A 13432-nucleotide genomic window follows, 5' to 3' on the forward strand; every position below is an offset into this window, starting at 1 on the left:
GCCCCCACCGGCTTCGCCAGCGCCCCGCCCCCGGGCCTCTATGCCTGGCTGCCCCGGGCCTATCACCTCAACCAGAGCAGCCGCGCCCTCCATGAGTGGATGGGACTCGCCTGGCAGCGGCTCGTGTCCCGTCTGGAATAGTCACACCCTCAGTCGCGGGGGGAATTGGGGCGGCGTCGGAGCGACTGCTAAGGTAAGAGAGACGACAGGTCTGCCACCGGCGACCGATGCCTGGCCCACTCCCTGGCCCGCAGGAGGCAGCATGAGCGCATTCTGGACGACGCTTTTCATGGCCGTGGCCTTCGGCCTCTTTAGCGGCATGCTGCTGCGTCTCGCCCGACCCCGGGAGGAGCCCCGGCCGAGCGCCTGGCGCCACCCCCTGGGCGGGGCCGCCGCCGGCCTGGTGGCCTCTCTCCTGCACCAGGCCCTGAACTGGCTGACGCGGGTGCCCGACTGGGTGCTGCCGTTGCTGGTGATCCTGCTGGCCTGGTACTGGCTGCGACCCCGTCGCGAAGCGCTGGGGCTCGGGCACCCCGATAACGGTCATGGCTAGGCACGGGAGCCTAATCGAGAACGCCAAACTCCCCGGCGTTGTCTACCGCCCGCTGGTAGGCGGGACGCGCACGAATCGCCTCGAGGAAGGCCCGGAGCCGTGGCGCGTCGTCCAGGCCGCCGCGGCTGGCCATGGCCAGGACCGGGAAGCTCATCTGGATATCCGCGGCGCTGAAGTGTTCGCCGGCGAACCAGCCGGAGGCCAGCGAGGCCTCCCAGAACTCCCGCAGGGTGACGAGCTCCGGCCCCAGGTAGGCACGGTGCACGCCCTTGGCCAGCAGGGCCCCGATGGGGCGAATCAGCGCCGGCACCGGCGGCTTGCCCAGCCGCGAGAAGACCAGCGACATCACCAGCGGCGGCATCGCCGAGCCCTCGGCATGATGCAACCAGAAACGGTAGCGTTCATAGGCATCGCTGCCCGCGGGCGGCAGCAGGTCGCTTTCCGGGTGACGCGCCAGCAGGTAATCGACGATGGCCCCCGACTCGGCGATCACCCGCCCGCCGCGGGCCTCGTCGCTGATCACCGGCGACTTGCCCAGCGGATGCACCTCGCGCAGCGCCGCGGGGGCCCTCAGGGTCTCGGGGTCCCGCCGATAGGTCACCAGCTCATAGGCCTCGCCCAGCTCCTCCAGTAGCCATACCACCCGCTGGGACCGGGACTGCTCCAGGCTGTGCACACGAATCATCCTGCCGCTCCTTGGTTATTACAGGCGTTTGAATTTCCGCGGGTCAGTCTGCGCGCGGCGCCCCATTCTGCCAAGGTCGCCTTTCAACGCCCGACACGGCGCCACTAGACTGGACACAACCGTGACGTTCGACGAGGAGGGGCCGATGCCCAAGGTGCTGGTAGTGGACGACGAGCCCAATATCGTCCTCTCTCTGGAGTTTCTGATGCAGCAGGCGGGCTTCGAGGTGACCACCGCCGAGGATGGCGAGAGCGCCCTGGCCCGGGTCAGCGAGGCGAGCCCCGACCTGATCCTGCTGGATATCAGCCTGCCCGACCTGAGCGGCTTCGAGGTCCTCGAGCGGCTGCGCCAGACCCCCGAGGGGGCGACGCTTCCGATCATCATGCTCACCGCCCATGGCCGCGAGGTGGAGCGCGAGAAAGGCCTGGCCCTGGGGGCCGACGATTACATCACCAAGCCCTTCTCGACCCAGGCCCTGGTGGAGAAGGTCAAGGCCCTGCTCGACGAGGCGCGCTGATGGGGCTGCCCAAGCGGCAACGCCTGGTCGGTGCCTGGCTGCTGCTCAGCGGCCTGAGCGGCTTCGCCGGCCTGGCGGCGGCCCTGTGGCTCGATGCCCGCCTGATGCCCCAGGGCACCGAACGCCTCGTCCTCTGGGCGGCCAGCCTGGCCAGCGGCGCCCTGCTGTTGCTGCTCGGCGCCCTGCTGGAGCGACGCCTGCTGCGGCCGCTGCGCCATCTCCAGGTGCTGGTGGCACGCCTGGTCGCCAACCCCGATGCCCGGGACGACTATCCCCCGGAGGGCTGGCTCGCCGGCCTGGCCCCGGACCTCAGGCGCCTGCGCGAGGAGTGGCGCGGCGACCGTCAACGCCTGGCCACCGCCCATGCCGAGGGCGCCCGCGGCGCCGCGCGAATCCGCCAGGAACTGGAGGCCCTGCTGCAGCTGCTGGAGACTCCCCTGCTGCTGTGCGATCGCCACCACCGCCTGCTGCTCTTCAACCAGGCCGCCGAGCGCCTGTTCGCCGATCACCCGGGGCTGGGCCTGGGCAAGCGCCTGGCGGGTCTGCTGCCCCAGGCCAGCCTGCGCGAGGCCCTTGAGCGGCTGCCCGAGGACGGCACGCCCCGGGAACTGCTGGTGCCCCTCGGCGAGCAGTGGCTGCGCGCCATGCTGCGCCGGGTCCCCAGCCAGCATGAGGAGACCCTGATCACCCTGGAGGACGCCACCGCCGCCTGGCACAGCGAGCTCGGGCCCCGGGCCGGCCTCGCCGAGCTGCTGCCACGGCTGCGCGGCCATGGCGCCACCCTGGGCAGCGCCGCCGAGGCCCTGGCGCGGCTCGGCGAGCGAGACGCGGCCCTGCGCCAGCGCCTGACCCGGGCCGTCCAGGAGGAGAGCGAGCGTCTCGGGGAGGTCATCCACGGCCTCGGAGAGCTCACCGAAAGCCTCCAGCAACAGGGCGAGCGCCTGCTGCCCACCTGGTCCAACGATCTCTTCGAGGCCCTGAATGAGCGCCTCGCCCAAGGCGGCCTGGCGATCCGCCCCATCGGCATTCCCGCCTGGCTCAAGGCCGATGCGCCGGCGCTGCTGGGTCTGCTCGAGGCCCTGGTGGAGGAGGTCGCCGGCGCCACCGGCCAATCCTGCCTGGAGGTGGAGGCCTGCCTGGGCAACAAGCGTGTCTACCTGGACCTGGTGTGGCGCGGCGCCCCGCTCTCCCAGGGCCGACTGACCCGGTGGCAGTCGCGGCCCCTGGAGCAGCTGCCCCTGGCCCCCAGCCTGCAGGCCCTGCTACGCCAGCATGCCAGCGAGCTGTGGAGCCTGGCCGACGAGGATGGCCAGCATGCGCGCCTGCGCCTGCCTCTGCCCGCGGCGGAGCGAGTCGGGGCGCCGCGTCCCCGGGTGCGGCCCCGCCCGGAATTCCATGATTTCGGCATCGCCGAGCTGCCGGCCCCCGACGCCGAGCTGGCCTCGCGTCCGCTTACCGCCCTGGAGGTGGTGGCCTTCGATACCGAGACCACCGGCCTGGCCCTGCGCCAGGGCGACAAGGTGATCAGCCTGGGCGCCTGCCGCATCGTCAACGGCCGCCTGCTCGCCGACGACAGCTTCGATGTACGCATCGACCCGGAGCGCCCCATCCCGCCGGAGAGCACCGCCATTCACGGCCTGCGTGACCAGGACGTGGCCGGCGCCCCGCCCCTGGCGCAGGTCCTGCCGCGCTTTCGCGACTATGTGGGGGACGCGGTGCTGCTGGCCCATAACGCCGCCTTCGACCTGCTGGCCCTGCAGCCCGCCGGGGGCGATGCCCGCTTCGAGATGCCGGTGCTCGATACGCTGTTGCTCTCCCGGGCCCTGGACCCGGGCCTCGACGGCCATGATCTGGACAGCCTGGCCGAACGCTACGGCCTGACGATCCCCGCCGAGGCGCGCCACACCGCGCTGGGCGATGCGCGCCTGACCGCCGAGCTGTGGTTGCATCTGCTCCCGCGCCTCCAGGCGCGGGAGGTCGTGCGCCTCGACCAGCTGCTGCAGCTACAGCGCAGCGCCTTCGACCGGGAAGATGCCAGCGCCTGACGCCGCCAGCCAAGGAGACCGCCATGCCCAGGACCACCAAGCCCCCCCGCCGGCGCGAGCGCCTCTTGGCGCTGCTGCTGCTGGCCCTGGTGCTGTTCTCGCCGCCGCTGGTGATCATCGCCGATCGTCCCCTGGGCGGCGGCCTCTCCGCCCTGCCCCTCTACCTGCTGCTGGCCTGGGCCCTGGTGATCGGCCTGGCGGCCTGGCTGCTGGAAGGCGGGCCCCGGGAGGAAGACCAAGGATGAGCCCGGGGATCGATAGGCGCCTGGATAACGGTGAGCGGCCTGACCGCCTGCTCCTTTCTGAAAGGCGGACCCCGGGAGAGCAGCGAGGAGTGAATCTGGCGATGGCGACCAAGGCCGGCCCCGATGCGTAGCGAAGCGGTGATCCTCGCCGCCGCCTTCGGCTACCTGGCGCTGCTGTTCCTGATCGCCGCCTGGGGCGACCGGCGCGCCAGTCAGGGACGCTCGGTGATCGGCTCGCCCACCGTCTATGCCCTCTCCATCGCGGTCTACTGCACCGCCTGGACCTTCTATGGCAGCGTCGGCCGGGCCACCACCCAGGGGGCCAGCTTCCTGCTGATCTATCTGGGACCGACGCTGGCGATGCTCTCGGCGCCCTTTATCCTGCGCAAGATGGTGCGCATCGCCGCCGCCCAGCGGCTGACCTCCATCGCCGACTTCATCAGCGCCCGCTACGGCAAGAGCGGTGCCCTCGGCGCCCTGGTGGCGCTGATCGCGCTGATCGGCATCACCCCCTATATCGCCCTGCAACTCAAGGCGATCACCCTGAGCCATGCGGTACTGGTGAGCTATCCCGCCCCCGTCGACTGGCGGCTGGCGGAGGAACCCTTCTGGGCCGACAAGTCCTTCTGGGTGGCCCTGGTGCTGGCGGTCTTCATCATCCTCTTCGGCACCCGCCACCTGGACGCCAGCGAGCGCCACGAGGGCATGGTGGCGGCCATCGCCTTCGAGTCCCTGGTCAAGCTGGTGGCCTTCCTGGCGGTGGGGCTGTTCACCCTCTTCGTGCTCTTCCGGGGCCCCGCGGACCTCTTCGCCCGGGCCGGCGCCAGCCCCGCGCTGCGTGGGGCCTTCGACCTCGCCGCGGTGGAGGGTGGGGCCCTGGGCTGGAGCGGCCTGCTGCTGCTCGCCTTCCTGGCCTTCCTGACCCTGCCCCGCCAGTTCCAGGTGCTGGTGGTGGAGAACGTCGACGAGCGCCACCTGCGCCGTGCCAGCTGGCTCTTTCCCCTCTATCTGCTGGCCATCAATCTCCTGGTGATTCCCATCGCCCTGGCCGGCATGCTGCTGCTGGACGGCAGCGACCCGGACAGCTTCGTGCTGACCCTGCCGCTCTCCGCCGGCCTCGAGGGGCTGCCCTTGCTGGTCTTTATCGGCGGGCTCTCCGCCGCCACCGGCATGGTGATCGTCGAGACCATCGCCCTCTCCACCATGCTCAGCAACCAGCTGGTGATGCCCTGGCTGCTGCGCGCGTCGCGACTGCATGCGACCCATCGCGGCGAGCTGCGCGGCTGGCTGCTGGGCATCCGGCGGGTCGCCATCCTGCTGATCCTGCTGCTGGGTTACCTCTACCACGCCCTGCTCGGCGACGCCTACAGCCTGGTGACCATCGGCCTGGTCTCCTTCGCCGCCGCCGCCCAGTTTTCCCCCGCCCTGCTGCTAGGCCTCTACTGGCGCGGCGCCACTCGCACCGGGGCCATCGTCGGCCTGCTGCTGGGCTTCGCCGCCTGGGTCTATACCCTGCTGCTGCCGGGCTTCGCCCAGTCGGGGTGGCTGCCGCTAAGTTTCGTCGAGACCGGGCCCTGGGGACTCGACTGGCTGCGTCCCTATGCGCTGTTCGGCCTGGAGGGCTGGGATCGCTATAGTCATGCGCTGTTCTGGAGCCTGGGGCTCAACCTGGCCGCCCTGGTGGGGCTCTCCCTGTTCACGCCCCAGAGCCGCCTGGAGCAGACCCAGGCGGCGCTGTTTACCGGGGCCCTGCATCGCGACGCCATGCCCGCCGGGGTGTGGCAGGGGGAGACCAGCCGGGGCGAGCTGCGCCGCCTGCTGAGCCGCTACCTGGGAGCCAAGGTGGCGACCCGGGTACTGGAGTCGGGCGACGACGCGCGTCCCGCCCCGCCGGTACTTATCGCCCGCACCGAACGCGCCCTGGCCGGGGCCCTGGGCAGCGCCTCGGCGCGGGTGCTGATCAACTCGGTGGTGCGCGGCGAGGCCCTCGACCTGGAGGCGGTGCTGAGCATCCTCGACACCACCTCCCAGACCCTGGAGGTTAACCGCCGTCTCGAGCAGAAGTCGCAGGAGCTGGCGCGCATCGGCCAGGAATTGCGCGCCGCCAACGAGCGCTTGCGGGAGCTCGACCGCCTCAAGGACGAGTTCGTGGCCATGGTCAGCCACGAGCTGAGAACGCCGCTGACCTCGATCCGCGCCTTCGCCGAGATCCTCCGCGACGGCCAGGACCTCCCCGAGGCCAAGCGCGAGCAGTTCCTCGAGGTGGTGGTCCACGAGAGCCAACGCCTGTCGCGACTGATCGAGGAGATCCTCGACCTGGCCCGGCTGGAGAGCGGCCGCCTGACCCTCAATCCCCGGCGCCTCGATCTGGCCGCGCTGGCTCGCCACGGCCTGGCGGCGGTGGAGCGCCTCCAGGCCGAGCGCGGCGTCTCCCTGGAGGTCGCCATCGAGGCCGACCCGGCCTGGGTGGTGGGCGACCCGGATCGCCTCGAGCAGGTGATCATCAACCTGCTCGATAACGCCGGCAAGTTCGCCGACGACGAGTACCCCAGGGTGCGCCTGTCCCTGTGCCGTCACGAGGATCACTATCGCCTCGCCGTCGAGGACAACGGGCCCGGCATCGCCGAGGCCGAGCGCGAACGGGTCTTCGAGAAGTTCCATCAGATCCAGCGACAGCAGCACGGCGAGCGGCGCCATCGCCCCAGGGGCAGTGGCCTGGGGCTACCCATCAGCCGCGGCATCGTCGCCCACCTGGGCGGTCGCCTCTGGGTGGAGCCCGCCCCGACCCTGGGCGGCGCCAGCCTGGTGATGGAACTTCCCGAGGCGCAAGACGACTCGCCATCACCATCAAGTTCGGCCGCGCCCCGCCGATAACCTGGGGTACCGGCGCCCCGCCGGCCCCACCGACGCCGCCCCCGCGCCAAGAAGATCGCCCTCCAAGGCGACGGCCAGGCGACCGGCGTCCTACCGCGTATCGACAAGGGCACACACATGCATTGGTTTTCCCGCTTATCCCTGACACAGAAGCTGCTCGGCGCCCTGGCCCTGCCCCTCCTGGGGGCCTGCCTGGCCCTGGGCATCATCGTCAAGACACAGCTCAACGCCAGCGTCCCCGCCATGATGGCGGCGTCCGCCGAGCGGCAGCTCGCGGCCCGGGCCGACGAGATCGGCCAGTGGATCGACGGCTATCGCCGATGGCTCGACGGCCTGGCCCGCGACGAGCGCCTGACCGATGGCGCCCCGGTGGCCACGCGCCAGGCCTGGCTGGCCGACCGCCATCCGGGCGAGGCCGGCCTGGAATCCTTCTATGTGGCGGATGCCGACGGTGACGTCATTACCCATAGCGGAGCCACCGTCAATATCACCCACCGGGACTACTTTCAGGCCCTGGTGACCCAGGGCAGCGCCGAGCGACTGCTGGTGGACCCGGTGATCTCGGTGGTCAGCGGCCAGCCGACCGCCGTCTTCGCCCAGGCCCTGATCGACCCACGAGGCCGTCGGGTCGGCTTGCTGGGCACCACCCTGACCATGGAGGCCGCCTCCGAGATCGTCTCGCATATCTCCCTGGGCGAAGGCAGCTATGGCTACCTGGTCGACAGCAACGGTACCGTCGTCGCCCACCCGGATGCCGAACTGCGCATGAACCTCAAGGTGACCGAGGCGGATGAGCTCGGCTTCCAGGGCGCCAGCGCCCTGGGTCGCGAGATGCTGGGCGGCGGAGTGGGTCGCGGGCGGGTCACCTCGCCCGAGGGCGAGGCCGTGTCGCTGCTCTGGGAGCCGATCCCCGGCACCGACTGGACCCTGGTCATGGCGGTCCCCGAGCGGCTCTTTACCGCCGTCAGCCGTGAGCTGCTCGGCTCACTGCTGCTCGCCGGCATCGTGATCCTCGCCGTGCTGCTGGCGATCCTCGGCATCAGCACGCGTCGCGCCCTGGCGCCGATCCGGCAGACCGCCCAGGCCATGGCGGATATCGCCAAGGGCAAGGGCGACCTGACCCGCCGCCTGGCGGTCAACAGTCGGGACGAGGTGGGCGAGCTGGCGGTGCAGTTCAATGCCTTCGTCGAGCGCATGCAGCATACCCTGCAGCAAGTGCGCGGCAACGCCCGCCAGGTACTCGACGGGGCCAGCGACATGGCCGAGGGCACCCAGGAACTCTCCTCGCGCACCGAGCAGGCCGCCGCCAACCTCCAGGAGACCTCCGCCTCCATGGAGGAGATCCACTCCACCGTGACCCACACCACCCAGGCCGCCGAACAGGCCAATGGCCTGGCCCTGACGGCCGCCGGCACCGCCGAACAGGGCAGCGAGGCGATGCAGCAGGTGGAGGCCAAGATGGCCGCCATCAATGACTCGGCGACCCGCATCAGCGAGATCATCGGGCTGATCGACTCCATCGCCTTCCAGACCAATATCCTGGCGCTGAACGCCTCGGTGGAGGCGGCCCGGGCCGGCGAACAGGGCCGCGGCTTCGCGGTGGTGGCCGGCGAGGTACGCAACCTGGCCAGCCGCAGCGCAGAAGCCGCCCGGGACATCCGCGGCCTGATCGACGCCTCGGTACGCCATACCCAGGAGGGCGATGGCCTGGTCAAGGACGCCGCCGAGCGCATGCAGGCGATGCGCCAGAGCGTGACCCAGGTCGCCGATGTGATCGCCGAGATCACCGCCGGCGCCCGGGAGCAGACCACCGGTATCGAGCAGATCAATACCGCCGTGGCGGAGATGGATACCGTGACCCAGCAGAACGCCACCATGGTCAACCAGAACGCCGGCCTGGCCAGCACCATGCGCAAGAACGCCCAGCGCCTGGATCGGCTGATGGCGGAGTTCGTGCTCGGCGAGGATGGCCCGGCCCTGGAGCGCCGCGCCCCGGCGCCGTCTCCCGCCTTGCCGGCCCGCCCCGGCGCAGCGCCTCAGGACGCGCCCGAGCCGGAGTGGGAGGCCTTCTAGGTCCGCTTACCGCGCTCTGCCTGCCGCCGCCCCTGCCGGGCGGCGGCCCTGGCCAGCTTGATCAACGCCCGCACCCGCCCCATGTCATGGCGCAGCAGCAGCCGCTCCGCCTCGTCCAGGCGCGCCATATCGATCCAGCCATCCGCGGTGCGGCCCTGGGCCAGGCTCTCCCGCTGGGCACGCAGCAGCAGTGCCTGACAGCGGCCCAGGGCCGCCTGCAGGGCCTGCGCCTGCGCCGCCTCCAGCCCCTCGCGTCCCACCAGCTCGGCCAGTCGTCCGTGGCTATCGACGCTGCGACAGCCATGACACCAGGCCAGCAGGCGGGTGGCATTGACCATCGGCAGCAGGCCGCGACGCTTGAGATCGAAGGCCCGCTCGTGGGGCGCCTGGTCGTCCACCACCAGACGGCCGAAACGCTCCAGCAGCGGCGGCGACTCCTCCAGCAGCGCGGCCATCTCGTCGAGGAAGAGCCCGGCCCGGGGCACCAGCTCCAGCGCCTTGTCGCGCAGCGCCTCGGCCAGGCGCGCCTCGCCATAGACCGGGAAGAAATCGAGCAGGATGGTGGCCTGCTGCACCCGCTTGACCCGCCGCTCGGCGGTCCAGATCTCCAGCTGCCTGCCCCACTCCTCCAGGCGCTTGCGCCACAGCGGCCAACGCGCCATCACCTGCCCCCGACACAGCGGGATTCCCGCCGCGTCGAGGCGCGACGTGAAGCGCTCCCCCAGTTGCTGGAAGTAGCCGTCGATCTCGGCATGGCGGGTATCGGGATAGGCGTCAAGGATCATGGCGTTGTCCTGATCCGGTCCCAGCAGGCTTTCATGACGGGCCCCAGAGCCCAGGGTCAGCACGCAGAAGGCCACCGGCGGCTCGCCCCAGCCCTGGGTCCGCATCTCGGCCAGGGCCTCCTCGATGGCGCGGCGATAGAGCCAGTCATTGTGATCGCTGAGCAGCTCGGCGATCCGCGATGCCGGCAACTCCAGGCGGACCAGGGCCGCCACCAGGCTGGGCTGCCAGGCCTTGGCCTCGGCCAGGCCCGGCTCGGGACCCAGAACCGCCAGGGCCTCCTTCAGGGGCGCCAGCGACTCGGGCCAGCATGAGGGGTCGGGGGGAAAGGCCCCGGCGAAGAGGGACCGCCAGGGAGAGGGACGTTGCAACAGGCGCATGGGCACTCCTCGTCGGCACTGCCCGCAGTGTAGCGCCTGGGGTCAGCCCTGCCTGTTGGGCCAAAGGCCAAGTCAGCGGGAGTCGAACATCGCCTCGCCGGTCTCATCGATAAAACGCTGCGCCTTGCCGATCATCAACTGTTCGCAGGCCTCCCGGCCGGGCACCATATCGGAGCGCTCGAAGCGGTGCTCCCTGGCCTCGCCGCCCTCCACCGGCAGGCGAATCCAGCCGCTGACCCGATACTGGCCCGCGACCTCCTGACAGTCGGGGGTGATCCGATAACCGCGATACTCCACCGCCTCCCGCTCGGGGGCCGCCTTGGCCTCCCCCTGACCGAAGAGCCCGGATAACAGCTTCTTGAGCATGTGCTTCTCCTTGTCGATGCCTTAAACGACAGCGACGCCGGCCGGGGCCGACGTCGCTGAGTCTTCGAGCTGAAAGAATGCCCCCAGCCTTAATCTTGCTTACGACCCTTGCCGGCGGCGATCCGCAGGCGCAGGGCGTTGAGCTTGATAAAGCCCTCGGCATCCTTCTGGTCGTAGGCGCCGGCATCGTCCTCGAAGGTGGCGATGGACTCGTCGAACAGCGACTCGGCGGACTGACGGCCGACCACGGTGGCGCTGCCCTTGTAGAGCTTGATGCGCACCACGCCGGAGACGTTGTCCTGGGTGGCGTCGATGGCGGCCTGGAGCATCTTGCGCTCCGGGCTCCACCAGTAGCCGTTGTAGATCACCTTGGCGTACTTGGGCATCAGCTCGTCCTTGAGGTGGGCCGCCTCGCGGTCCAGGGTCAGGGACTCGATGGCGCGGTGCGCCTTGAGCATGATGGTGCCCCCCGGGGTCTCGTAGCAGCCGCGGGACTTCATGCCGACATAGCGGTTCTCGACGATATCCAGGCGGCCGATGCCGTTGGCGCCGCCCAGCTTGTTAAGGGTCTCGAGCACCTCGTGAGGCTTCATGGCCTGGCCGTCGATGGCGACGATATCGCCCTTCTCGTAGGTCAGCTCGATATAGGTGGGCTGGTCCGGGGCGGCCTCCGGGGAGACGCTCCAGCGCCACATGTCTTCCTCGGCCTCGGCCCAGGGATCCTCGAGGATGCCGCCCTCGTAGGAGATATGCAGCAGGTTGGCGTCCATGGAATAGGGAGACTTCTTCTTCTTGGAGGAGAAGTCCACCGGGATGCTGTGCTCGTCGCAGTAGGCCATCAGCTTCTCGCGGGAGTTGAGGTCCCACTCCCGCCAGGGGGCGATCACCTTGACGCCGGGCTTGAGGGCGTAGGCGCCGAGCTCGAAGCGCACCTGGTCGTTGCCCTTGCCGGTGGCGCCATGGGAGATGGCGTCGGCACCGGTCTCGTTGGCGATCTCGATCAGGCGCTTGGCGATCAACGGACGGGCGATGGAGGTACCCAGCAGGTACTCGCCCTCGTAGATGGTGTTGGCCCGGAACATCGGATAGACGTAGTCGCGGACGAACTCCTCGCGCAGGTCCTCGATGTAGATCTCCTTGACGCCCAGGGCCTGGGCCTTGGCGCGGGCCGGCTCGACCTCTTCCCCCTGACCGATATCGGCGGTGAAGGTCACCACTTCGCAGTTGTAGGTCTCCTGCAACCACTTGACGATAACGGACGTGTCCAGGCCGCCGGAGTAGGCGAGAACGACCTTCTTGACATCGGACATTCGGGGCTCCTTGGTGAATCGACTCATGCAAGACGCTGCGGCGGAAAAGCCTGCCACAGCCTGGGGGGTTCGAGCGCCTCAGTATAGCGCCCTTGGTCGGCGTCGAATACCGCCGCCTGGCGCCAGCCGGGGGCAAAGATGCTAGAATCCGCCCCACCCGGGCGGTCCATCGCCAGGGACGAACATGAATTGGCAAGGGAGAGGGGCATGAGCGAGGCAATCGCCCGCGAAATGATGGCACAGCGCTTTCGGAGTTTTCTGCCGGTGGTGGTGGACATGGAGACCGGTGGCTTCAATGCCGAGAGCGATGCGATCCTCGAGATCGCCGCCGTGACCCTGAGCATGGACCCGGAAGGCAACCTGATGCCGGACGCCACCTACGCCTTCCATGTGGCGCCCTTCGAGGGCGCCAATGTGGAACAGTCGGCGCTGGACTTCACCGGCATCAAGCTCGACGATCCCCTGCGCCGGCGGGTCGCCCTCGGCGAGGCGGAGGCGCTCGGCGAGATCTTTCGTCCGGTGCGCAAGGCGGTCAAGGCCAATGGCTGCACCCGGGCCATCCTGGTGGGCCATAACGCCGCCTTCGACCACGGCTTCCTGAACGCCGCCGTCAATCGCTGCGGCATCAAGCGCAACCCCTTCCACCCCTTCTCCAGCTTCGATACCGCCAGCCTCTCCGGGCTGGTCTACGGCCAGACGGTGCTGGCCCGCGCTTGCCGCGCCGCCGGCATCGCCTTCGACAACACCGAGGCCCACTCGGCCCGTTACGACACCGAGCGTACCGCCGAGCTGTTCTGCGCCATCGTCAACCGCTTCAAAGACCTGGGCGGCTGGAACCTGGCCCAGCGAGAGCAGGGCCTGGAAGAGGTCTAAGGCAAGCTGGAAGCTGGAAGCTGGAAGCTGGAAGCTGGAAGCTGGAAGCTGGAAGCTGGAAGCTGGAAGCTGGAAGCTGGAAGCTGGAAATCAGCATGATGGTGCGCGCGATCCATAGAAAATACCCCCGTGGCTTTCACCCGGGGGTATTTCTTCGAGCTTCCGGCTTCTAGCTTAGTGCTCCGGGCAAAGCCCGGCCGCTTCCAGGCGCGAAGTGCCGCTCTTCAAGCTTGGGTCTCGTCGTCCTTGTGCTTGGCGGCGGTGGCCTTGATCAGGGTCTCCAGCTCGCCGTTCTGGTACATCTCGACGATGATATCGCAGCCGCCGACCAGCTCGCCGTCCACCCACAGCTGGGGGAAGGTGGGCCAGTTGGCGTACTTGGGCAGCTCGGCGCGGATATCCGGGTTATCGAGGATATTGACGAAGGCGAAGCGCTCGCCGCAGGACATCAGCGCCTGCACCGCCTGGGCGGAGAAGCCGCACTGGGGCAGCTGGGGAGAGCCCTTCATGTAGATCAGGATGGGGTTTTCGCCGATCTGCTGCTTGATGGTGTCGATGGTGGTGCTCATGGGGATTCCTTCTCGACGGTGACTGTGAGCTTGGCGCCCATTCTACTGATCCCCGGCGGCGAAAACCCCATCCTGATCTACATGAAGGGCTCTCCCCAGCTGCCCCAGTGCGGCTTCTCCGCCCAGGCGGTGCAGGCGCTGATGTCCTGCGGCGAGCGC

12 protein-coding genes and 1 pseudogene are annotated in these 13432 nt (G+C 69.4%); 8 read left to right on the forward strand and 5 right to left on the reverse strand.

The annotated features are described in order from the left end of the window. Nucleotides 1-262 precede the first annotated feature (262 nt). Entirely contained in the window at nt 263-553 is a 291-nt protein-coding gene (locus tag NFU04_RS15955; RefSeq protein ID WP_251310396.1) for a hypothetical protein, read from the forward strand. A gap of 10 nt (nt 554-563) precedes the next feature. On the opposite strand, the gene NFU04_RS15960 is transcribed toward NFU04_RS15955, so the two are convergent. Further along, on the reverse strand, nt 564-1238 hold the full coding sequence (locus tag NFU04_RS15960) for a glutathione S-transferase family protein (protein WP_251310397.1): 675 nt from the start codon (nt 1236-1238) through the stop codon (nt 564-566). Between the two features lie 145 nt (nt 1239-1383). Between NFU04_RS15960 and NFU04_RS15965 the strand changes: the two genes are divergently transcribed. The 5 genes from NFU04_RS15965 (at nt 1384) to NFU04_RS15985 (ending at nt 8992) form a co-directional block, all read left to right on the forward strand. After that, a complete protein-coding gene (locus NFU04_RS15965) occupies nt 1384-1755 on the forward strand; it encodes a response regulator transcription factor (RefSeq protein WP_251310398.1) in 372 nt (123 codons plus the stop codon). Further along, nucleotides 1755-3800 (forward strand): 3'-5' exonuclease, encoded by a 2046-nt coding sequence (locus NFU04_RS15970; protein WP_251310399.1) that lies wholly within the window; start codon nt 1755-1757, stop codon nt 3798-3800. Before NFU04_RS15965 ends, NFU04_RS15970 begins: the two co-directional genes overlap by 1 nt. Before the next feature lie 23 nt (nt 3801-3823). After that, complete coding sequence (locus tag NFU04_RS15975; RefSeq protein ID WP_251310400.1) at nt 3824-4045, forward strand: hypothetical protein; 222 nt, start codon at nt 3824-3826, stop codon at nt 4043-4045. A gap of 123 nt (nt 4046-4168) precedes the next feature. After that, the gene (locus NFU04_RS15980; protein WP_251310401.1) at nt 4169-6919 is read left to right on the forward strand and encodes a sensor histidine kinase; all 2751 of its coding nucleotides are present in this window, start codon (nt 4169-4171) and stop codon (nt 6917-6919) included. A 117-nt stretch (nt 6920-7036) separates the two neighbouring features. After that, entirely contained in the window at nt 7037-8992 is a 1956-nt protein-coding gene (locus NFU04_RS15985) for a methyl-accepting chemotaxis protein (protein WP_251310402.1), read from the forward strand. Here NFU04_RS15985 and NFU04_RS15990 read toward each other — a convergent pair. From NFU04_RS15990 to NFU04_RS16000, 3 genes are all read right to left on the reverse strand, one after another. Then, nucleotides 8989-10155, reverse strand: a complete 1167-nt coding sequence (locus NFU04_RS15990) for a DUF294 nucleotidyltransferase-like domain-containing protein (RefSeq protein ID WP_251310403.1) — start codon at nt 10153-10155, stop codon at nt 8989-8991. The genes NFU04_RS15985 and NFU04_RS15990 overlap by 4 nt on opposite strands. A gap of 72 nt (nt 10156-10227) precedes the next feature. After that, on the reverse strand, nt 10228-10521 hold the full coding sequence (locus NFU04_RS15995) for an HlyU family transcriptional regulator (protein ID WP_251310404.1): 294 nt from the start codon (nt 10519-10521) through the stop codon (nt 10228-10230). An 89-nt stretch (nt 10522-10610) separates the two neighbouring features. Further along, on the reverse strand, nt 10611-11831 hold the full coding sequence (locus NFU04_RS16000; RefSeq protein ID WP_251310405.1) for an argininosuccinate synthase: 1221 nt from the start codon (nt 11829-11831) through the stop codon (nt 10611-10613). Between the two features lie 207 nt (nt 11832-12038). On the opposite strand from NFU04_RS16000, the gene rnt reads away from it, so the two are divergent. Beyond that, complete coding sequence (gene rnt, locus NFU04_RS16005) at nt 12039-12704, forward strand: ribonuclease T (protein WP_251310406.1); 666 nt, start codon at nt 12039-12041, stop codon at nt 12702-12704. 224 nt (nt 12705-12928) lie between these two features. Here the strand turns inward: rnt and NFU04_RS16010 are convergent, their stop codons facing one another. Beyond that, nucleotides 12929-13273 carry a Grx4 family monothiol glutaredoxin gene (locus NFU04_RS16010; RefSeq protein ID WP_251310407.1) on the reverse strand — a complete coding sequence of 115 codons (345 nt, stop codon included), beginning with the start codon at nt 13271-13273 and terminating at the stop codon, nt 12929-12931. An 81-nt stretch (nt 13274-13354) separates the two neighbouring features. Here NFU04_RS16010 and NFU04_RS16015 point away from each other — a divergent pair. After that, a pseudogene (locus tag NFU04_RS16015) lies at nt 13355-13432 on the forward strand (Grx4 family monothiol glutaredoxin); the annotation flags it as partial.

Origin of the sequence: Halomonas sp. NCCP-2165 (assembly GCF_023708045.1) — a bacterium.
GTDB classification, from domain to species: domain Bacteria; phylum Pseudomonadota; class Gammaproteobacteria; order Pseudomonadales; family Halomonadaceae; genus Bisbaumannia; species Bisbaumannia pacifica.